This window comes from Bacillus sp. S/N-304-OC-R1 (genome assembly GCF_019749375.1).
Classification (GTDB): Bacteria; Bacillota; Bacilli; order Bacillales; family Cytobacillaceae; genus Cytobacillus.
This window is the reverse complement of sequence record NZ_JACWFE010000009.1, coordinates 41,416-63,247: the sequence shown is the minus strand read 5'-3', so window position 1 is coordinate 63,247 and position 21,832 is coordinate 41,416. Positions and strand designations below refer to the sequence as shown.

Annotated in this window: 25 protein-coding genes and 1 pseudogene; 20 read left to right on the top strand and 6 right to left on the bottom strand. The window is 37.0% G+C overall.

Translation table 11 applies throughout. The features are described 5' to 3' along the window. Positions 1–126 precede the first annotated feature (126 nt). The 3 genes from H0173_RS08920 to H0173_RS08910 all read left to right on the top strand — a co-directional run bounded on the left by H0173_RS08920 (position 127) and on the right by H0173_RS08910 (position 1,629). A complete protein-coding gene (locus H0173_RS08920) occupies positions 127–627 on the top strand; it encodes an RNA polymerase sigma factor (protein ID WP_221846005.1) in 501 nt (166 codons plus the stop codon). After that, positions 627–1,421, top strand: coding sequence for a hypothetical protein (locus H0173_RS08915; RefSeq protein WP_221846004.1), 795 nt, complete (start codon positions 627–629; stop codon positions 1,419–1,421). The genes H0173_RS08920 and H0173_RS08915 overlap by 1 nt, the downstream gene beginning before the upstream one ends. Before the next feature lie 70 nt (positions 1,422–1,491). Further along, positions 1,492–1,629, top strand: a complete 138-nt coding sequence (locus tag H0173_RS08910) for a hypothetical protein (protein ID WP_221846003.1) — start codon at positions 1,492–1,494, stop codon at positions 1,627–1,629. Between the two features lie 187 nt (positions 1,630–1,816). Here H0173_RS08910 and H0173_RS08905 read toward each other — a convergent pair whose 3' ends face one another. The 3 genes from H0173_RS08905 to H0173_RS08895 all read right to left on the bottom strand — a co-directional run bounded on the left by H0173_RS08905 (position 1,817) and on the right by H0173_RS08895 (position 3,135). Beyond that, entirely contained in the window at positions 1,817–2,146 is a 330-nt protein-coding gene (locus H0173_RS08905) for a hypothetical protein (RefSeq protein ID WP_221846002.1), read from the bottom strand. 116 nt (positions 2,147–2,262) lie between these two features. Beyond that, positions 2,263–2,661 carry a VOC family protein gene (locus H0173_RS08900; RefSeq protein WP_221846001.1) on the bottom strand — a complete coding sequence of 133 codons (399 nt, stop codon included), beginning with the start codon at positions 2,659–2,661 and terminating at the stop codon, positions 2,263–2,265. A 69-nt stretch (positions 2,662–2,730) separates the two neighbouring features. Beyond that, positions 2,731–3,135, bottom strand: coding sequence for a GNAT family N-acetyltransferase (locus H0173_RS08895; RefSeq protein ID WP_221846000.1), 405 nt, complete (start codon positions 3,133–3,135; stop codon positions 2,731–2,733). A 140-nt stretch (positions 3,136–3,275) separates the two neighbouring features. Here H0173_RS08895 and H0173_RS08890 point away from each other — a divergent pair, with 140 nt between their 5' ends. The 16 genes and pseudogenes from H0173_RS08890 (at position 3,276) to H0173_RS08820 (ending at position 18,467) form a co-directional block, all read left to right on the top strand. Further along, positions 3,276–3,653 (top strand): nuclear transport factor 2 family protein, encoded by a 378-nt coding sequence (locus tag H0173_RS08890; protein ID WP_221845999.1) that lies wholly within the window; start codon positions 3,276–3,278, stop codon positions 3,651–3,653. 9 nt (positions 3,654–3,662) lie between these two features. Further along, positions 3,663–4,175: a hypothetical protein gene (locus tag H0173_RS08885; RefSeq protein WP_221845998.1), complete on the top strand. Its 513-nt coding sequence runs from the start codon at positions 3,663–3,665 to the stop codon at positions 4,173–4,175. A 197-nt stretch (positions 4,176–4,372) separates the two neighbouring features. Beyond that, positions 4,373–5,092: a YebC/PmpR family DNA-binding transcriptional regulator gene (locus H0173_RS08880; RefSeq protein ID WP_221845997.1), complete on the top strand. Its 720-nt coding sequence runs from the start codon at positions 4,373–4,375 to the stop codon at positions 5,090–5,092. A 540-nt stretch (positions 5,093–5,632) separates the two neighbouring features. Beyond that, positions 5,633–6,577 (top strand): alpha/beta hydrolase, encoded by a 945-nt coding sequence (locus H0173_RS08875; protein WP_221845996.1) that lies wholly within the window; start codon positions 5,633–5,635, stop codon positions 6,575–6,577. A gap of 130 nt (positions 6,578–6,707) precedes the next feature. Further along, entirely contained in the window at positions 6,708–7,388 is a 681-nt protein-coding gene (locus tag H0173_RS08870) for a response regulator transcription factor (protein WP_221845995.1), read from the top strand. A gap of 1 nt (position 7,389) precedes the next feature. Beyond that, a complete protein-coding gene (locus H0173_RS08865) occupies positions 7,390–8,391 on the top strand; it encodes a sensor histidine kinase (protein WP_221845994.1) in 1,002 nt (333 codons plus the stop codon). Between the two features lie 99 nt (positions 8,392–8,490). Further along, entirely contained in the window at positions 8,491–9,174 is a 684-nt protein-coding gene (locus H0173_RS08860) for an ABC transporter ATP-binding protein (RefSeq protein ID WP_221845993.1), read from the top strand. After that, complete coding sequence (locus tag H0173_RS08855; protein WP_221845992.1) at positions 9,171–11,771, top strand: ABC transporter permease; 2,601 nt, start codon at positions 9,171–9,173, stop codon at positions 11,769–11,771. The genes H0173_RS08860 and H0173_RS08855 overlap by 4 nt, the downstream gene beginning before the upstream one ends. A gap of 91 nt (positions 11,772–11,862) precedes the next feature. Beyond that, positions 11,863–11,955 (top strand): annotated as a pseudogene (locus H0173_RS22690) (DUF6954 family protein); the annotation flags it as partial. A 449-nt stretch (positions 11,956–12,404) separates the two neighbouring features. Further along, positions 12,405–12,836, top strand: a complete 432-nt coding sequence (locus H0173_RS08850) for a YfmQ family protein (RefSeq protein WP_221845991.1) — start codon at positions 12,405–12,407, stop codon at positions 12,834–12,836. 123 nt (positions 12,837–12,959) lie between these two features. Then, positions 12,960–14,390: an aminotransferase-like domain-containing protein gene (locus H0173_RS08845; protein ID WP_221845990.1), complete on the top strand. Its 1,431-nt coding sequence runs from the start codon at positions 12,960–12,962 to the stop codon at positions 14,388–14,390. A gap of 208 nt (positions 14,391–14,598) precedes the next feature. Continuing rightward, positions 14,599–15,009: a hypothetical protein gene (locus H0173_RS08840; RefSeq protein WP_221845989.1), complete on the top strand. Its 411-nt coding sequence runs from the start codon at positions 14,599–14,601 to the stop codon at positions 15,007–15,009. A gap of 1 nt (position 15,010) precedes the next feature. Continuing rightward, positions 15,011–15,673 (top strand): PspA/IM30 family protein, encoded by a 663-nt coding sequence (locus H0173_RS08835; RefSeq protein WP_221845988.1) that lies wholly within the window; start codon positions 15,011–15,013, stop codon positions 15,671–15,673. Positions 15,674–15,808: 135 nt separating this feature from the next. Beyond that, positions 15,809–16,483: a response regulator transcription factor gene (locus tag H0173_RS08830; RefSeq protein ID WP_221845987.1), complete on the top strand. Its 675-nt coding sequence runs from the start codon at positions 15,809–15,811 to the stop codon at positions 16,481–16,483. After that, positions 16,473–17,882 (top strand): cell wall metabolism sensor histidine kinase WalK, encoded by a 1,410-nt coding sequence (locus H0173_RS08825; RefSeq protein WP_260631103.1) that lies wholly within the window; start codon positions 16,473–16,475, stop codon positions 17,880–17,882. Before H0173_RS08830 ends, H0173_RS08825 begins: the two co-directional genes overlap by 11 nt. Before the next feature lie 165 nt (positions 17,883–18,047). Then, entirely contained in the window at positions 18,048–18,467 is a 420-nt protein-coding gene (locus H0173_RS08820; RefSeq protein ID WP_221845986.1) for an NUDIX hydrolase, read from the top strand. Positions 18,468–18,525: 58 nt separating this feature from the next. On the opposite strand, the gene H0173_RS08815 is transcribed toward H0173_RS08820, so the two are convergent. From H0173_RS08815 to H0173_RS08805, 3 genes are all read right to left on the bottom strand, one after another. Further along, positions 18,526–18,993 (bottom strand): CBO0543 family protein, encoded by a 468-nt coding sequence (locus H0173_RS08815; protein ID WP_221845985.1) that lies wholly within the window; start codon positions 18,991–18,993, stop codon positions 18,526–18,528. Further along, positions 18,990–19,487, bottom strand: coding sequence for a CBO0543 family protein (locus H0173_RS08810; RefSeq protein WP_221845984.1), 498 nt, complete (start codon positions 19,485–19,487; stop codon positions 18,990–18,992). Before H0173_RS08810 ends, H0173_RS08815 begins: the two co-directional genes overlap by 4 nt. Before the next feature lie 148 nt (positions 19,488–19,635). Then, a complete protein-coding gene (locus tag H0173_RS08805; RefSeq protein WP_221845983.1) occupies positions 19,636–20,136 on the bottom strand; it encodes a CBO0543 family protein in 501 nt (166 codons plus the stop codon). Between the two features lie 422 nt (positions 20,137–20,558). Between H0173_RS08805 and H0173_RS08800 the strand changes: the two genes are divergently transcribed. Further along, a complete protein-coding gene (locus H0173_RS08800; protein ID WP_221845982.1) occupies positions 20,559–21,782 on the top strand; it encodes an MFS transporter in 1,224 nt (407 codons plus the stop codon). Positions 21,783–21,832 lie beyond the last annotated feature (50 nt).

Here is a 21,832-nt window from a genome sequence, read left to right as displayed (position 1 = left end):
AGGTTAACCGGTACGGTTAGCCTTTTTAAATTATATTAAAAGTGTTGTTAGAAAACTTTCAATAAGGTGAAACAGAATGCCTGGTTATTCGACTAATGACTAGAGAGGCAAACTGGGGGAAGTTAGATGGATCAAGACAAATTAAGTCAATGGTTTTATGAATACAGCAATGATATTTATCAATTTTTAATATATTACATTGGGTCTCATGATGTAGAGGATTTGGTGCAGGAGGTTTTTATTCGGGCCATTAAGGGTTACAAATCATTCGAAGAAAAGTCTAGTCCGAAAACATGGCTATTCAGTATTGCCAGGTATGTAGGAATAGATGAAATTAGAAAAAATCAAAGGAAAAGAATGAAAGATTATTTGCTTCTGAAATCAGACGAATGGATCGATGAAAAAAATCCTGAAGCTTCTTTGCATTTAAATGAAACGAATAAAGAGCTATATTCGGCCATTCGGCAATTAAAAAAGACCTATAGAGATGTGATTATTCTGCGTGGGATAAAGGAGCTATCAATTAGTGAGACGGCGGAAGTATTGAACTGGAGCGAGGGGAAAGTCAGGCTAACCTTTCATCGGGCAATAAAAGCGCTGCAAAAAGAGAAAGAGAGGTTTATGTAATGTGTAATGAACAATTCAATGATGTGATGGACGAATTAAAATCTCTCCCGAAACCAGAGCTTCATCGCCAAGCGCAGAAGGAAATGTTAGATGAGATTCAGCTCATTAACGCAAAGCACCATAATCGAAAGAAGTGGGGAATAAGATTGCAGCGATCTGCGGTTGGAGTGATGAGTGCTGCCGCGATTATCACGTTAAGTATATTAGGCTTTACATTAATTGAAGGAAATAAAGACTCCGTTCAACACCATCCACACTCGCAATTGAATTCCAGTGAACATCAAGCAATTATTGATCAAAGCAGTCATTATGATTCAGTTTTAGAAGAGCACCAAATGGCTTTAGATGACTTATTTGTTTGGATTCCGGAACGAAAAGGCACCGTTCAAATTGACCGTAAAGTGGAGAATGGCTTTATCATTGCTGAGGTAAAAGATAAAGAAACGAATGAACTTCTTTATACGTATGGCGAGTCGTTGGATGGTGGGGATGTGAAATCAGTATTCCGTGAAATACCGTTACAGCACACCAAAGTTCGAATCCAGGCAATGGTAGAGGTTAATCCGGAAAATTATTTAATAAGCGGAATTGAGAATACAAGTGCTTCTTTTAATCCCCAGCCATTTAGAGTGGAAGGTGAGGATAGAATATTTTCCGCCTCTAGGTCAAATGAATATCCAACCCAGGAAGCTGAGGTATTGGCATCTATGACCGTGTATAAAAGTAAAACAGAAATAGAAGGGAATTTATATGAAGGCTTTACTATTGGTGTCATTAATAAGGGGGAAAAGTAGTGCGTGTTAAGATGAATGTTTTTTGCTAAATGGCTAAACCTTTTAATAAAAGAGAAAGGGGTTGGACATGTTGAAAGAAAAGCAAAGAGATTCAGGAACTATGGATGAAGCAGTAAGTGATGAGCAGGAGTTAATTAGAGAATTTGCAAAACCAGATACAAAGCAGCCTATGCCGCAGCCGAAGGATTTTGAGGAGATTGAGTATTAAAAAGGAAAGCCAGTTCCGGAGAGCTTTTACTCTCTGAAACTGGCTTTTATAAGTTAGCTCTTTTTAAAGAAATCAGCGATTGCTTGGTAAATTTCGACACCCTGGTAACATAATAAGCTAGATGCAGTGAGTGAAAAAATTCCAATTAATAAAAAGCGAATCCACATATTGCTCTCCTCCTTTGTTTTTATTCACAAGAAGGAGCATCATCCACATAATTCGATTGATAAAAAATAGGGGTAAACAATACGGCTTTTCGGGAAACCCAGATTAGTTTACTGCAGAATAAAGATAGGGCGATGATAAAAATAAATAATACTTCAGTGCTGAAATCAGGCTTTATGAAGTATTTTTTTATATCATCTTTTAAAAGAAAGACCTCTATCGTATCTGATGAAATGACTGCATGATGTTCATGATCAGTTAATGATGCGACATGTCCCCCGGGATACTGCGTGATTAGGAATGAGAAAAAGATAAACAGAAGGACAAATGACCGCAAAGTGGTTTTCCTCATTTTCCTAACCTCCCCTTAAAAAGTGTGTTCTCATCATAACGCAAAATTAAAAAAATGTAAACAAGAGAATTCTGATTATTCGGGATTTATTTTCGTGGTTTTCCTAAAAACATATCTTATTGACCTAAATGCGATACATTGCAAGCACTTAATAAATTTCCATCTGGATCTTTGAATCCAAAGCCCCCAATTCCATTTTCATTCACATTAAATGTACCAACTTCCACATGCTCTTTTTTTAGCCATTCATAAAACTCAACAAGAGAAGGAGTATAAAAGTCAATAACACTATGTATGATACCATTGTTTGAATTGGAGAAAGAAAGTGATTGAACATCTGCTGTTTCTACAAGATATAGGGTTGGTACCCCTTTTGATTGAAAGCTAAGCATAGCATTTTTTTCACCTTTAAAGGATACTTTCACTCCAAGAACGCGAGTATAGAATTCAATCGATCTTTCAAGGCTGGAAATAGGAATTTCTACTGTAGCAATGTGAGTGATGAAATTAGACATATTTGGCCTCCGAGTAAAATTTTTTTAAAATGATTATTCAAATTGAATAAATTCCTAAGTAATGAACGATTATTCTTTCGAGAATTTCATCCCAACTGTAAAAACTTCAAAACCCAACCTTTCATAATAAGGAGCTTTCGACTCATCACTTAGCAATTGGATATGTAGTTGATCTTTCATTCCTTGTTCAACAAGCCTGCGAACGATCTCCTTACCTATTCCCTCATTCCGATAGTCTGGACGAACCATGACTCCGCAAATGTAACCATTAATGACTCCGTCAGAAATAATTCTGCCAGTGCCGATCAATTGGTTACCATCATAAGCGCTTAATACATACCAGCTCTGCTGCATAGCTTTATGTAAAGTTTCCTTTGGCAATTTCAAAAAATCATTCCAGCCATCATTTTGATAAAGTTGATAGAGCTCATCCTGATTGGGTAATTCTTCTGTAAAGGTTATGGATTGCTTCATTCTAATTCTCCTCAATAGATTTATTATTACTATTCTTCATTTATAAACTAATTCCCTTCCAAAATGTCAGCTGCAGCAACTTTTTAAAGGAATTAAGCCTTCATTTGTAGAACCCATAATCAGAATGAGGAGGGTTTTATATGGAGCAAATAAATGAGGTGTTGAAGGATTATTTCAAAAGCTGGAATGAAGCTTTCATTACTAAGGATGGAGAAAGAATAAAAAGCTATATGTCCAAAGATTTTAGAGGATACTGGGCACACTCCGGTTTAGAAGAGCCTGATCAATATGATTATCACTATGATTTAAATGGAGTTCTAGAGCAGTACGATCAGGCTGAAAAAAGCTTTGTACTAGCCTCCATTTCGATGAGGAAAAATGGTGAAGAGTTTGTTGCCATTGGCACGGAAACGGCTTTAATTAATGACGTGGAATTTCCTGCCACTTGCATGTTGGTATGGAGAAAAGAAGAAGATGAGTGGAAATTATTACGAGAATATATTGAATTAGAAAAATAGGTGATTGGATTGAGTAAAAAGCAAAAAGCATTATTTCGATTTTCCATTGCAATAAACATTATTCTCATCCTAGTCATAGTTTGGGGATACATACATATTAACTTAGCAATGGAGCAATTATTTTTCACTGAAGTTCAGGAGTCACTAGTGGAGTTAGAAGGTCTAATCGAGCATGAAAAAAATAATAACTGGTCTGAGCCCAATTTGGTTACAACAAAGCTAAATGAAGTGTTAAATGGAATCGAACTAGGGATACATACAGGAACCAATTCTAAATGGATATCAGAAGACGATCAAGCAGTGCTTGGCAGGCTAAGCTCAAGATTAAGACAATATCCAACTGATTCATTGTACCAATTTGCTGAGGTAACCCAAAATGATCAGAAAAACTTCGAGGAATTACAGCAATATTTAAGAGAGGCAGGATTAGGATTAAATATTACTATATCAAATGATTGGGATATTTTTATGAAGCAAGCACAAATCTTAGAGAGAAGCATTCCGGTTCCTTTGAATGAGTAATAGTGTTAGTGATAAGATGAAAACTAGAAAAAATTAAGGTATAATATTGCTTGTCTTACGAACAGGAGAACATTTTCATTTTCCTATCTTGGTAATATTTCCTGTTGTTGAAGTTATTCTGAAAAAGTATTGAAGAAATAACCTATTTCGTATTAATATTTTCTATGTAGATCCAAAGTGGAAAGAGAGTGGTCAATATGGGCCGTAAATGGAATAATATTAAGGATAAAAAGGCATCTAAAGATGCGAATACTAGCCGTATATATGCTAAGTTCGGGGTTGAGATTTTTGTAGCAGCCAAACAGGGCGAGCCAGATCCGGAAGCGAACCAAGCATTAAAATTTGTTCTAGAACGTGCGAAAACATATAATGTACCGAAACATATTATTGACCGTGCGATTGATAAAGCAAAAGGCGGTTCAGATGAAAACTATGATGAGCTTCGTTATGAAGGATTTGGTCCTAACGGTTCTATGGTCATTGTAGACGCTCTAACTAACAACGTGAACCGTACAGCTTCTGATGTTCGTGCTGCTTTCGGGAAAAACGGCGGAAACATGGGTGTAAGCGGATCGGTTGCATATATGTTTGATGCAACGGCTGTTATCGGTCTTGAAGGCAAAACAGCAGATGAAGTCCTTGAGACTTTGATGGAAGCAGATGTAGATGCACGTGACATTTTAGAAGAGGATGATTCAGTGATTATCTATGCAGAGCCTGATCAATTTCATGCTGTACAGGAAGCATTAAAAAATTCAGGTGTAACTGAATTTACAGTTGCTGAAATTACAATGCTCGCTCAAAATGAAATTGAGCTATCAGATGATGCAAAAGCAAAATTTGAAAAAATGATCGATGCACTCGAAGACTTAGATGATGTCCAGCAAGTGTACCATAATGTAGATTTAGGTGAATAAAAGATAAGCATAGACAGACCTTTTCGTGGAAAAGGTCTGTTTTTTTGTGGGTAATGTCATTGGCTAAAAGAAAGGTAGCCTAATTGCCCGTCCAAGAAGAAAAAGGGAGTGCCCGGTAAAAGAGAGGCCGTCTCATTGCCCGTTCAAAGAGAAAAAGGGAGTCTGCGGTTAAATAGAGGTCTCCTCATTGCCTGTCCAAGAAGAAAAAGGGAGTCCCCGGTAAAAGAAAGGTAGTCTCATTGCCCGTTCAAAGAGAAAAAGGGAGTCTGCGGTTAAATAGAGGTCTCCTCATTGCCTGTCCAAGAAGAAAAAGGGAGCCTGCGGTCAAATAGAGGTCGTCTCATTGCCCGTCCAAGAAGAAAAAGGGAGTGCGTAGTCAAATAGCGGTAGTCTCATTGCCAGTTCAAAGAGAAAAAGGAGTCCTCGGTAAAAGAGAGGCATTCCCAATTCCCCTATACAAAAAAGGTTTTTTATTTTCCCATGAACGCTTTTTCCCCTTAACCGTCTTATCAATATACAAAATGATGGGGGTCAATACTGATGAAAGAGCAATCGATTCAATTTGAAACTGATATTATCATAAAAGGTACGGTCAATTATCCAGAGATATTTGAGGGAAAGCTTCCTCTTGTAGTTATTTTACACGGATCTGGCCCGATAGATAGAGACGGCAATGTTAAGAATTTCTCGATGAATGCCTACCGTATGCTGGCAGAGTTTTTTGCTTCTTTTGGTGTAGCGACTCTTCGCTATGATAAAAGAGGGTCCGGGGAGAGCGGCGGTGACTTCTATGAAACTGGCATGTGGGATCTTGTAAATGATGGTGTTGCTGCGGTTCAGGCTGCAAGACAGCTGCCGGAAGTTGATCCAGAAAGAGTATTTTTGCTTGGTCATAGTGAAGGCTGTACGGTTGGGCCTGCTGTAAATAAACGGGTGCAGGCAGCAGGAATTATTTTTCTAGCCGGTCAGGCTGACAACGTCCGAAAAGCATCCGAATTCCAAACACACTTAGTAGAGAAAGAGGCTGCCGGCATGAAAGGCTTTCAAGGCTTCCTGCTTCGTGCATTAAAAGTTCATACTACTACAGTAAATAAACAGGCGAAGCTATTTCAAGAAATTTTAACCTCAAACCAGACAGTGTATAAAAAAGGAGTGGTTAAAATTAACGCCAAATGGATGCGTGAAATTTTTGAATACAATATGACACCTGACCTTGAAGCCATTACATGTCCAATTATTGCTATAACAGGTGATAAAGATGTCCAAGTCGATCCTACACATGTACAGGTTTTTGCGGAAAAGGTAAATGGTCCAGCGGAGGGCTATAATGTTGTAAAAATGAATCATCTTCTTAGAGATCAAGAAGAACCTGTTTCATCGATTAAAGTCAAAACCATTTATAAAAAGGGTTTAACCAACCCATTAAGTCATGAAATGCTAACACTTATCAAACAATGGTCGGAAAAATATATGCTTGCCAAATAATACTAATCCGAAACGTTTCTGCCACTGTGCGGAAACGTTTTTATGTATAGATATATCATTGGTGAAATTACTAGTTTACATATATGATAAAAAATGTAATTCAAATTTATAACGTAAGGATGAGCGTTTTATGAAAATTTTACTCGTAGAGGATGATAAAACGATTTGCTCAGGACTTCAATATTCACTTCAGCAGGAAGGCTATTCAACGATAATTTGTCATAATACCAAGGATGCGATAGATGTCATTGCTAAGGATATACATCAAATTCAATTATGCTTGTTTGACCTATCCCTTCCAGATGGAAGCGGGTATGAATTATGCAAGCTTGTGAAGGAAAAGAGTGATATCCCGGTTATTTTTCTAACAGCCATTGATGATGAGGTTAATGTTGTAATGGGATTAGATATGGGTGCAGATGACTATATTACAAAACCCTTTCGAATTCGTGAGCTTCTATCCAGAATGAAATCGGTCCTCAGAAGATACTATAAGCAAACGATGAATGTCGTATTGGAATTTGGAGCTATCAAAATTAATACGTTAGAGGGAAAGGTTTATAAAAATGGAGAGGAAGTTGTACTCACTGCGTTAGAATATCGATTACTGCTGATTTTCTTTAATCATATTGGACAAGTTCTCACACGGAATGGGCTCCTAGAGCAAATTTGGGATGTAGCTGGTGACTTCGTGAATGACAATACCTTAACCGTTTATATTAAAAGGCTTCGTGAAAAGCTTGAAGATCAGCCACAAAACCCAACTATTATCAAGACTGTACGCGGTTTAGGCTATAAGGTTGGTGAGTAGCTTGCTCCGAAATAAAGAAATTCAATTAATAATACTTTGCTTAAGTTTAGTAGCCCTTACCGGTTCGACAATTGCGTTTTTTCTATCAATAACGGCTGCATTTCTTGTCCTTATTACATCAATTCTCATTATCGGAATTAGTTTATGGTTCACGCGCTGGCGATATCGTGAAATTGAAAAGCTATCGGGCTATTTGCGGCAAATTAGCAGCGGTAATTATTCGTTGGATGTTCGTGATAATCGTGAGGGTGAGTTAAGTATTTTAAAGAATGATATTTATAAAGTGACGCTGATGCTTTCGGAACAAAGCACTCTTTTACAAAAAGATAAAGTACGATTAATGAATGCAATTTCTGATATTTCCCATCAGCTCAAAACACCGCTTACCTCTATGGTTGTGATGGCAGATTTATTAAGTGAACCGAATCTCCCTAATGAAAAGCGGGAGGAATTTACGCAAAATATTCTAACACAGTTAGAGAGAATAGAATGGCTGGTTTCATCATTATTAAAGCTATCTAAAATCGATGCGGGCACCGTTCATTTTAAAAAGGATGAAATAGACGCAGCGGCCCTTATTAAAAAAGCGCTCCAGCCAATGTTAATTCCAATGGATATAAAGGAGCAGAAGCTTACCATAAATGGTGAAAAAAATGTCACTTTTATCGGTGACTTAAATTGGACAACAGAAGCCTTTATTAATCTTTTTAAAAATTGTGTAGAGCACACTCGAAACGGAGGTCATATTTCAATCTCTCTTAATGAAAATGCTTTGTTTACTGAAATAAAAATAGCTGATAACGGCAAAGGTATTCCGAGAGAGGATCTTCCTTATATATTTAAGCGATTCTATAAAGGGAAAAATGCCGGTGAGGATAATGTCGGCATTGGACTAGCGATGGCTCACAGTATTATTTCCAATCAAAACGGGGTAATCGATGTGAAGAGTCAGGAAGGAAAAGGTACAGAGTTTACAATAAAATTTTACAAGCAAATCATTTAAGTCATCTTTAAGTGACTAAATTGTCACTTCAAAGTCACTCCAAAGTCATTTTGGACAGATAAACTATGATTCATCAGCTAATGTATGGAGGGTTTTACAATGGAAATATTGAAAATAGAAAATCTGTCTAAAATTTATGGCAAAGGGGAAACAGCTGTAACAGCACTTGATAATGTATCCTTTTCTGTGAAAAAGGGTGAATTTGTCGCCATTATTGGTCCATCAGGTTCAGGAAAATCTACTCTATTACATATGCTTGGAGGTGTAGACAGACCGACCAGCGGAAAAGTGTTAGTAGATGGTACAGATATTTACAAGCTTAATGAAACACAGCTAGCCATTTTCAGAAGAAGACAGATTGGGCTTATCTATCAGTTTTACAATCTAATCCCGGTATTGACTGTTGAAGAAAATATTACATTACCGCTTTTGCTGGATGAACATAAAGTCGATCAAAAGCAGTTCGATGAACTTGTACACATTCTAAATTTGCAAAATCGATTAAACCATTTGCCTAATCAGCTTTCAGGCGGGCAGCAGCAAAGGGTTTCGATTGGGAGAGCACTCATTAGCAATCCAGCTATTATGCTTGCCGATGAACCAACAGGAAATTTAGATAGTAAGAATAGCAGTGAAATTATTGATCTATTAAAAATGTTTAATAAGTCCTTGAATCAGACTTTGATTGTGATTACCCATGATGAGAGAATCGCCCTTCAGGCAGACCGTGTTATTTCGATAGAGGATGGCAAGATCGCCAAGGACGAGGTGATTCGTTCATGAATATTGTCAACAAAGTTACGATTAGGCATTTAAAGCAGAATAAAAGAAGAACTTTGGTTACTGTAATAGGAGTTATTATTTCTGCTGCAATGATCATGGCTGTTGCGACACTTGGCGTTTCTTTTTTAGATTTATTGAAAAGGCAAACGATTGCAACAGAAGGAGAATGGCATGTTCTTTATAATGATGTGAATCCAAAACAGCTTGAGGCCATTAAAAACGATGAAGAAACGAAAGAGCTTGTTGTATCAAAATCAATTGGATTTGCGTCCTTAAAAGGAAGTAAAAATGAAAATAAACCATACTTGTATATTAAGGCATATAACGATCAAGGGTTTACACAATTCCCTATTGAGCTAATAGATGGACGATTGCCTAAAACGGAAAATGAAGTTGTTTTATCAGAAGAAATTGCCAAAAACGCTCATGTTCATTATAAGATTGGTGATCAATTAACTTTCAATGTGGGGGAAAGGCAAGCAACAGAACAGGGTAACTTACTTGTCTTGTCTCAAACGAATCCATTACAAATGGAAAACGGAAAAATAGTTGAAACATTAGTCGAAAAAACAACTGCAAGTTATACAGTCGTTGGGTTTGTTAAAAGCCCTATATGGGAACCGACATGGGCACCCGGGTATTCAATTTTTACACATATAGATGAAGGCGCCCTAAGTCCGGATGATACAGTAGATGTAAGTGTTGTTTTAAAAAAGGTGAATAGATCTCTATATGCACATGCTGAAAAATTAGCGAATGAGAACCAAATTCATTCTTTTTATTTTAATAATGGTTTGTTGCGTTATTATGGCATTACGAATAATGATAATCTCCATGCTACTCTTTTCGGGCTCTCGGCAGTTATTATGACAGTCATTATTGTTGGATCTGTTTCACTCATCTATAATGCCTTTGCAATATCGGTTTCTGAGCGATCCCGCCATTTAGGCATGCTTTCAAGTGTAGGGGCGACGAAAAGACAAAAAAGGAATTCGGTATTTTTTGAGGGATTTATTATCGGACTCATCAGTATCCCGATCGGATTATTGGCAGGAATTGCTGGACTCAGTATCACCTTTTATTTTATAAACTCAATCATTCAAGGTGCATTGGGGGTCACGGAGAAGCTAGAAGTGACGATTACACCACTGACAATCGTAATCGCTTGCTGTGTTTCCATTATTACGATCTTTATTTCAACCTATATTCCAGCAGCTAGAGCCTCTAGGGTTTCCGCCATTGATGCGATCAGACAGTCAATGGATGTAAAGCTGACGAGCAAAGCTGTGAAAACATCCAAGCTCGTTCGGAAATTATTCGGGTTTGAAGCAGAAATCGGACTGAAGAATTTAAAAAGGAACAAAAGAAGGTATCAGGCAACCGTCTTCTCACTGGTTATCAGCATCGTATTATTTTTAGCCGTATCATTTTTTACCGAAAATTTAAAGAAGTCCCTTGTCCTTTCACAGGATGGCATCAATTATGATATACAGATAACTATGTATAATGGGATGACTCAGGCTAATGAAAGACAATTACACTCCTTTGCCGAATTGGAGAATGTGACAGATTCAAGTTTTATAAAAACAGTTAACGCAAGAGCATGGATAGAGGAAGCAGCTATTGCTGACAAACTGAAAAACGATATCCAAAATGATCAAACAATATTAAAAGATGGAAGATACCCTTACGATATTATGATACATGCACTGGATAATAAGAGTTTGAAGGCATATGCCAAAGATATTGGGGTTAATTATGATCAGCTCATAAATACGAGGCAACTAAAGTGTATTGTTATTGATACGATTCCATATAAGGACAATGAAGCTGGGAAATATACCGAAATAAAGGCGATCCATAAGAACATCGGGCAATCCATTGAGCTGCACTATGTAGATATGGATACGAATACAGAAAAAGACCTAAATAAAGTCATGATTGCCGGACTAACGGATCAGCATCCAATGGGAATTTTCTCCTCTGGTGTAGGAGGATTAAATATCATTGTTTCAGAAGAGGTATTAAAAAATATTATTGGTAACAATGGAATTGCCGATCATTACGCCTCGCTTTACTTAAAAAGCAAAGATCCAATGAAAACACAGCAGGAAATTGAAGAAATGAAAGAAAATGAAATGAATGTTCAAAATATCTATCTTGGCAGACAGCAGGAAGAACAGTTGATGATGATTATGTCTGTCTTTACGTACGGCTTTATTGTTTTAATAACAGCTATTTCAATGGCAAATATATTCAATACAATATCTACGAGCATTTCACTACGAAAACGTGAATTTGGTATGCTGAAATCAGTTGGTATGACACCAAAAGGGTTTAATAAAATGATTAACTATGAAAGTATTTTTTATGGAATCAAGTCGCTTTTGTATGGACTGCCGATTAGTATCGCTGTCATGTACATGATCCATCGTTCCTTAATGAACAGCTTCAGCTATACATTCACACTTCCGTTGGGAAGTATTATCTATGTCGTTGTCGCTGTATTTATCATAGTGGGCTCTGCGATGCTATATTCCAGTTCAAAAGTAAAAAGAGAAAATATAATAGATGCCTTAAAACAAGAAAATATATAGGATGATTGAGAAAGCCCTTTAAAGTTCATCATGACTTTATAGGGCTTTTTTATCTAAATTAGTAAAGGCCCAGTATTATTTTTCAGATGGGTCACCGCAAGAGAGAATGATAACACTAGGAGTTGTCCTTTTGATTTATATTGTCATCACGTGGATTTTTATAAGATGGAGAGGAAAAAGATAAGATTATGAATTCTATCGGGAGACAATTTTTCCTTCCAATTGTCTATGAAAAGGTATTTAGCATTCATAATTCACTTATCGGACAGGCCGTGGCTTAAATCAGTGAAACTTGTCCAATATCGGAGTTTATCGAACAGAACCTGAGATGAATCAGTGTGACTTGTCCACTATCTATGTTTGCTGGAAAAACAGTGTAAAATCACATTATTAAAACTTATGCTTCCTCTACCACATCAAGCTATTCTCTAGTGAATCACTTTTTTTTTATGAAGATTTGGTGACATTTCCAAGTGGATGGTGTGATTTTTGGGTAAGTGGATGGTCATTTATGATAGGAGTTACGTTATTATAATATTTGTTATGGTGTAATCATTTTTGCTGCGTTCCTTTCATTACGGGGCTAACATAATAATAAAACTTTTAATTTGATATAAATGGAGATGATGGAATATGTTTTGGACTGTGATAGCCATAGTAGTAGTAAGTCTTATCAAAATATTAATGACCTGTCTGCCCACAGGAATAGTGGAATGGCTAATCTCAAAATTTGAAACACATTCAAAGCTTCAAGACACAGAGGTCACTTTAACTGTAGACGGTAAAAAACTAGAAGGCGAGGAGAAAGCGACAATTATTCATGATTTTAATGAAGCTGTGTTTATAAAGGAGCAGTATATATTTCCGGGAACTGAAGAACATTATCTACACCCAGAGGATCATAGTAAACCATTAGTCATTGATACGACAAAGGGAAAAAAAACGATTAGATTATTCATATACGTATATAAGGATCATGTTGATGTTGTGAAACAATATAAGAAAAGGCTAGTAGCGTATAGCTTAGCTTCAGACAGCCTCCAAAGAAAACTAGCAAATGGTTAATGGGGGCAAGGAGCAGAAAAGACGATCTTTTTTTCAGATCGTCTTTTTGTGTATTTAGGATTTTGAAAGTAAAGGTATCCTAAGAGTGGGAATATAAGGAAAAAAGACGAAGGACTGGATGAAATGGACTGGAAACCTGATCGACAAGCGGCAAAAGCAATTTATAAACAACTAGCAGAATATATCGAGAATGGAATAGCGAATGGCATTTTTCCCTCAGATAAACCATTACCGTCGGAAAGATACTTAGCTAAGGAGTTTAACATCAACAGAAGCACCGTAGCTGCAGCGTATGCCGAGCTGGAGTCAAGTGGACTCATTCAAAGAAATCGGGGAAGCGGGACGACGATTAATAAAGATATTTGGGGAATGACGAAGAGGCGTGTGCCAAGCTGGAACAGATATATTGAGGCTGGATCTTTTCTTCCTAATCAGCCAGTTACTCAAAGAATACGAAAAGAAGCGGTTGAACATAATCTCATTAATCTTGCCAGTGGGGAACTGTCAGAAGATTTATTTCCACTTGAATTTTTGCGGGAGATAACATCAACGAGATCTTTCATTGGAAGCTTGGGCTATGACCACCCATATGGCAATGCCATTTTACGAGAAACGATTACGAAGCATGTGAAGGAGTATCGAAAAATAGAAACGAGCTCTTCTTCTATCTTAATTACATCAGGGGCACAACAAGCGCTGCATTTAATAGTTCAATGCCTTTTGAAGCCGGGAGATGCCGTTGCGCTGGAAGACCCGTCTTACAATTTTAATCTTCCTATTTTTAAATCAGCAGGAATAAAAACTCACTTTTTAACTGTTGGAAAGGATGGGATCAATCCGGATGATTTACTGTCACTGCATCAAAAACATCGAATCCGGATGATTTTTTTAAACCCATTTTATCAAAACCCAACTGGAACTGTCCTAAATAAAGAAAAGCGTAAGGGTATATTAGACATATCCTCTAAGTACGGAATTCCTGTAGTCGAAGATGACCCATACAGTCTAACCTCTTTTGCTGGAGAGGATGTATCTACCTTGAAATCAATGGATATCCATGGAAATGTGTTATATATTAGCTCTTTATCAAAAATAGTCGCTTCGGGATTAAGAATTGGCTGGATTATTGGGCCAAAGCCAGTTATTGAAAGATTATCTGATGCCAAACAGCAGATCGACTATGGGCACGCCTTTTTTAATCAGTGGATCGCCAATGACTTTTTACAATCGGAAAATTTTTATTCTCATATGGAAAGACTAGCAGGGGCATTAGAAGGACGTAGAAATCAAATCGTTTCTAGTCTAAAACACTATTTAAAAAATGATGTTGAATTTTCGATCCCACAAGGTGGAATTCATATTTGGTGCAAATTAAAGAGAGATTTTAATGAAATGCAACTACTCGAGGAATCGATAAAAAGAGGAGTCATTTATGTCCCTGGATCGACAATGGGGTCTAAAAAGAATTTTGTCCGATTCACATTCTCAAGGGAGAAAGAACAGTCGATAAATGAAGGAATTAGAAGGTTTGCGGAAGCTATTCATTCTCTTTAATTCAGGATTTGTAAGTTCCTTATAAACACTTTCATATTATTTTTGAGAAGGAGAAGGAAGGGGCCCCTGCTTCTTTTTTTATTAGACCGCCAAAAAAAACGGTCTATTTTTTTTGCCGAATTTTTTAAAAACTAGATTTCCTTTCACTAAGTTTTCACCAAGCTTAAATAAACTACAAACATCAAGAACGAAAGGAGGTAAAAATACGATGAATACAAAATTGAGAAAAGGTATTTTCTGGGGTGGAATCATCGCTGCGATGATCCTTGTCCTGAATGGAATCCACTTTTTAGTTGGCAGCTTTACCGCTATAGTCGCTGGTCCACACTGGCATAGGCAAAGAGGTATGGTTCCACATGATGGCTTTGGACCACATCATATGATGGGGTATCATCATCATCATAGATTTTCTTGGATGTGGCTGCTGTTTTTCCTGATCCTTACAATTGTTGTGCTGGCTCTCACAGTAAAATGGGTCAGAAGAAAATCAAATACATCCTCTATGCAGCAGTTTATTGATACATCTTTAATGAGTTCACATAGAACATTATCAAATCAAAATTCACATATATTAGATCAATGGGAAAAAAATATACTTAACAATAAGGAGAATAAATAAAATGGGTATTTTTAAAAGAATTAAATCAATAGCAAAAGCAGATATGAATAGCTGGCTCGATCATTTTGAAGATCCGATTGCGATGCTGAACGAATATTCTAGAGAAATGGAGCAGGAAATTGTTAATGCGGAAAAGGCTATAGCTCGTCAACTTTATGTTGAAAACAAACAAGGAGCTCTTATTCTAGAAACAAAAGCATTAGTGGAAAAAAGAACCCGTCAAGCGAAACTGGCTATTGAGCAAGGAGAAGAGGGCATTGCTAAATTAGCACTACAAGAAAAGCTAACTCATGACAAGCAGCTTAGCCTTTACGAGCAGCAGTACGAATCGATTAAAGAGCAGACTGAGCTTCTTCGAGAAAAATTAAATGAACTGCAGCAGACATATCATGAATTGCAGTATAAAAAAATTCTCTTAGCTTCACGTGCAAATGTAGCTAAGTCTATTAAACAAATTCAGAATGCAACGAGTTCCTTTCAAACTGATAATATTTTGAGAGGTGTTGCACGTGCAGAAGATCGCATTTTACTAATGGAAGCAGAAGTACAAGCTGGCAGTCAGTTTGCTAGCCCTCTAGTGAAACATGATTTGGCTTTTGTAAATGAAGAGGAAATTAATCGTGAATTAGACAAGCTAAAGAATGAAAAAGAGGTACTCGTTTAAGGAGAATAACGAAATAACCACCGTAACCTTTGTTGCGGTGGTATTCATCTTTCCTCATCCAAACTTTTCTATGTTCTTTAAAAAAGGTAATATAAATAACAACTGAATGCCATGTCAAAAAAAGAGGTGATTAACTTGAATATACTTCTAGCAGAAGACGATCTCCAGCTTGGGGATTTGATAGGTTACATGTTGAAGAAAAAGGGCGGCTACAAGGTTGATTGGGTAATGGAAGGTGAGGATGCGTATGAGTATGCGATTGCCTCTCATTATGATGTCTTAATTTTGGACTGGATGATGCCTAATGGCGATGGGATTTCAGTTTGCCGGAAATTAAGAAGTGAAGGGTATGCCGGTGCTATATTAATGCTGACAGCTAAAGATGCGGTAGAAGATCGCATAAATGGTTTAGATGCAGGTGCTGATGATTATCTAATTAAGCCTTTTGAAATTGATGAGCTTCTTGCCCGTATACGTGCACTTACACGCCGTAACTATGCTCCTATAGTTGAGGATCAAATATCCATTCAAGGGCTGGTGATTAACCGGACGAGTCAGACCATTCTTCAGGGAAAAGAAGAAATTCAGTTAAGCCCTCGGGAGTTTCAACTACTTGATTTATTAGTTCAAAATAAAGGACAAGTTCTGCCTCGAGAAGTAATTTTAGACCGAATTTGGGGTTTAGATGCAGATGTGTCCACTAAGACGATAGATGCAACGATTAAATTGCTGCGAAAAAAATTAGATATGTTTGGCATGCAGGAATTACTCCAAAGTATAAGAGGGGTTGGCTATAAAGTTGGAAACTAAAAGTCGGTCCATCCGTGGTTTTTTTCGCAAAAGAGATATTTTTGAAAGTACGCAATTTCGCTTAACCTTATTATATAGCGGTTTGCTTATGCTCTTTCTCGTCGTCTTTATTGCTGTTGTCTATGGGATTTTATATGCCACTATTTATAAGGATCAAGAACGGGAACTAGAATCTGATGTAGAAATGGAAGCAAGAAATATTGAAGAATACTTGAGCTATCAGAATCAAAAAGGCGGATTACAGTTCAGTAATCAACAGACTCTTGTCAAAGATGTGGATCAATTTTTCTTTTATGTCGTGAACCGTTCTGGTGAATTGGTGCTTGGTGACGAACTGATTCCTGAGCTTCGTCCGGATTTATTATCAACGATTTCAGCATGGAATCCGAAACGAAATGAAATTCTTCAAGAAACGTTCCAGATGAATTTTTCGAAAAGGAAACTAAAAGAGAAAGTGAAAGAAAGAAAAGAGGAGTTTCGTCCCGCTCACAGAACGGATACAATTCGACTTATGATCGCTGGTCACCCGATTATTTATCATGGAGAAGTTATTGGAACGCTGTACATCGGGAAAGAGTTTTCATTTGCGTATCAAGTATTTAAATGGCTTCTTATTATTCTATTGGGGTTAGCGGTTCTTTTTTCGGGAGTAGCCCTTTTTATTAGTTTTTATATGTCCAAAAAAGCAATGATACCCATTTCAAGCGCTTTTTCAAGACAGCGGGAGTTTGTCGCTGATGCTTCTCATGAATTGCGGACCCCCTTAAGTGTCATGCTTTCATCCATTAATGCAATGGAAATGACCATGGATGTAGAAAAAGAGGATTACACCAATAAGCTCCTAGTAAATATGAAAAATGAAGTAAAGAGAATGACAGGATTGGTCAGTGACCTATTAACATTGGCTCGTTCTGATTCGGGGACAGTCCAACACACAAATGATAGATTTAATTTTCGCTTGAAGGCAGAGGAGGCGGTTAGCTCCGTCCGAGCCATGGCTAAATTAAAGGACATTCAGCTCCATCTTGAAACCCCGGAAACACTCATGATAAATGGGGATTCACAAAGAATGACGCAGCTGCTGTATATTTTATTGGATAATGCGATTAAGTATACGCCAAATGGTGGGGAAGCAAGCCTTTCTCTAATTATGAAGGGTAAGGAACTTCATATTACAATGAAGGATACAGGGATTGGAGTCAGTCCAGACGATCATAATCGCATTTTTGAACGTTTTTATCGGGCGGATAAAGCAAGGACAAGACAAGAGGGAGGACATGGTCTTGGACTTTCAATAGCCAAGTGGATTGTGGAAAGTCATGGGGGTACTATTCAAGTTTTCAGTGAGCTTGGAAAGGGAAGTACATTTTTCATTCGAATTCCTGTTATAGATAAGTAGGAAGCATGAGAAGGTAACGGATCTCATGCTTTTTATTGTATATTGGAACTTTTTGCTGGAAATTACGTAATAAAGCATAAATATAGAACAAGCAGGAGGGGATAGAGCGGGAATATGATAACTAGCTGTGAAAGCTGGGATAGAAAAATTTAAGGAGAATACATAATGGAGCCAATAAAAAAAGCCTATGGATATGTTACAAGATTAAAGGAAGGTAATAAACAGGTTTTAGTTTTTCAGCACCCTATTCCGGAAGCAGGGATTCAAATACCGAAAGGGACTGTAAAACCAGGAGAAGATACTTTTGATGCTGTTACTAGAGAAATTCAAGAAGAAACCGGGTTAAGCGATTTTAAAGTCGAAGGGTTGCTGGCTGAAGATCTTTGGAAGAACGATGACGGTGCGATTCATAATCGATATTTTTATAGTATTTCTGTCTCAAATGCTCCAGATGAATGGAATTGCCAACCATCAGGCGGTGGAGAGGAAGATGGGTTGACCTTTCGTTTCTTCTGGATTTCAGGTGAAAATGAAGTGGATCTCATAAGAGGACATGGAGATTATTTGCACCTTGTCTTTAAGTAGAGTCTTTGATAATAAAAAAGGCTAAGGGTGCGACTCTTCCATAAGGAAGATCGCTCCATTAAGCCCTCGACTGATCGAAAAACCACATACAAAATAAGCGGCTTAGAAAAAATGAAAGATATATTGTACCCCAAGAAATATACCATTCCCAATGAATATACTCGATAAGATCGGTGTATTTTTCAATAATGACTTCACCGATAGTCAGCACAGAACTAAAACCAACATAATAGCCCACTTGTATAAGAGTACTCCGATGATTGGGATACCAAACATTAAATATGGCACACGTAACTGGGAAAGCATAATACTCATATGTAAAGCTTGTACGATTGATAGAAGCAAATAATCGAACAGGGTATTCGAGGAGTCCTAACTCTACAACGATTAAGCCAATAAGAAAAGTAATTACCTGTTTAAACAAAAATACTGCGACCGCTAATCGAATTTTATTTTTGGGTATGAGGAAAAGGATTCCTGTTGCCACTACATATACGAATAACAGGATCCACCATTCTATTTTCATTTGGTATCCCACCGTTCAGCATGGAATAACTCTTGATCTTTAAAAAACCAATTACAGCAGAGTTCACTCACAAAAAAGAGAAATGCGAGATACATCCCCATCCCATATCCATTTATTAACCCATAGTGTAATAAATCTGTATACTTCTCAATAGCAGCATCGAATATCGTAAGGCCACAAATCCAAACAAAAAAATACTTTAATTTAAGTGTAATGGAGCTCTTTACTCGCTTCTTGACGTAATATATGGAAAACAAGACGGGATAGAATAAATAATTAATTGTTATGGTAAGATCTGTAGCTTTTGGGAGCGTTCTAACAGGAGCACTAATTAAACCAAATTGAAAAGCAGGCATATCACAAAGCCAGACAATTGCTTGGAACATTGAGAATGCTAAAAAGCCCTTACGCCGGTCTTTTTGGGGAATAAATGTGATAAATCCAACAATCCCCAACGCCCACATTGCTGCTAGAATCCAATGCTCTATCAACATGGTGTCAGCCCCACTTTCTGATCAAATACTTATTCCAATTGATCAATTACAAAATGATTAAAATCAAAAATGTCTTGTTGACTTTCGAACTTCCAACAAGACAAAAGTCCGATATAATAGAATCGAAATACATTTCCAAATCATGCTATTATTTTACGGGAACATGATTTAGGTACAACAGTAGAATCGTAATGGGAATAGACAGAAGATATGCAGCTATTGGCCGGGAAAAATGAAACCTAATCATTGAAAAAGAGAGTATGTTGAACAAAAACGATTTAAAAAGCGACCAGCCATGAAAGTAAGTAAACACACCGAACCATTGCAGACCCCATTCAAGTGTGGTATACAATACTACCCAGAAGCTAATCCAGAGAACGGATTTCCATTTTCCTTTGGGAAAACGTCCAAGATAAATTAAGATACTGCAAATAAAAATGCCAAGCTCTATTACGATTGCTAGGGTGTGATTTGAAACTACGCCTTTTGGCTCAAGTCTCCAAAGAGGATAATGCGAAGTAAGATAATAGTAAAATATATCACAAATGCACATGTATAGGATGCTGTGATGATACTGCCGCCAATTTCTCCAATCACCCCAGCGCCATGCTGAGAAAAGCCAGCCTGCCGCAGCCACAAGATAAATCATAATATATACCACAATTCCATGGCTCTCACACCTTACCAAAATTCTCACTAATAAGAATGCCCAACGATTTATTAATCTATGTAGATTTTTGATTACGTTTTAGAATACTTATCATAAAAATAATCAAGCATATGAAACACAATATCATAACTCTCAAAAATCAAATGGCAGCCTTTTTGTTTTTTCATATGCTTGGCACCCTAGGCTAGATATATGGCAACAAAATTTAATAAAATAGCACGTAAATATTTTGAAATCTTCCGAAAAATTGATCATAATAGGGAATGGGAGGTAATTTATGGTTAATATGTATCGAATTATTTAAATATAATGGTATGGAACCGAAAAAATGAGCAAAACGTAACCGGTGGCTGGTTGCGTTTTTTGAAGCCGCACAAACTAGAAAAGAAAAGAGTGAGTGGATGAAGTTATGGAAGAACCCCATTCTATTAATCTCGGGTATTGGAATATCCTATTTAGGAAATTGGATTTACTTAATTGCATTAAATCTTTCTATTTTAAATTTAACAGGTTCCGCAGCTGCTGTTGCTGGGCTGTATATTATTAGACCGATCGCTGTCCTCATTACGAATACTTGGTCAGGAAGTGTGATTGATAGAATAAACAAAAGAAAATTGATGATTATGGTGGATATTATTCGAGGTTTATTTGTATGTTTAATTCCATTTATTAGTACGTTATGGGTTATCTATTTCCTTCTATTGCTGATTAATATGGCTGGGGCCTTCTTTGGGCCAAGCTCATCTGTGTATATTACTAAATTAGTTCCAGCCGAAAATCGAAAAAGATTTAATTCCATAATGAGTATGACAAGTTCAGGTGCATTTTTACTAGGACCTGCCATAGCTGGTGTTTTGATTATGTACGTTGGAACAGAGATTTGTATTATTATCAATGGCGTTACCTTTTTAATTTGTGCCTTTTTCATTTATCTCCTTCCTAATGTTGATGAGAAGATTGACCAAGTCAGAGACCCAATACGCTTGCAAACTCTATTAAATGACTGGAAGGAAGTAAGGCAATTCTCAATTAATGCTAAATTTTTTATATTTGTCTATATCCTATTTCAAACTGCCATGTTAATAGGCTTTGCTTTAGATTCACAAGAGGTTACTTTTATTAAACAACATCTTAAATTATCAGACCGCGATTATGGACTTATCGTAAGTATAACTGGGATTGGGGCATTAGCAGGAGCCTTTGTCTCTGCCTTGGCTGCAAAGAGAGTGCCGCTTAAAATGTATATTGGTGGAGGAATGTTTCTAACAACTATTGGTTATGTTGCTTTTTATTCGTCCTTTGACTTTTTGACAGCAACTATCGCATTTATCTTTTTAGGTTTCTTTATGGCATTTGCGAATACTGGATACGCAACCTTTTTCCAGAATAGTGTACCTGTTGAAATTATGGGCAGGTTCGGTAGTATAGCAGATATGCTGCAGGGATTGATCCAAATCGGGTTTACCCTTCTATTAGGATTTTTTGCGGAATGGTTTTCTTTACAGTTCGTATGTCTAATATTTTCTATCGTTGGGACAGTATTTGCATTCATTCTTCTTATTATGATTTTAATCCCTTCTAAAGGTAAGTATTTTAGCGAGAGTTCGAGAGTTGTTAATGGATAAAGGAGATTGACCTAATAATATTAAAGGAAACCCTTTAAATTGTTTTTAGA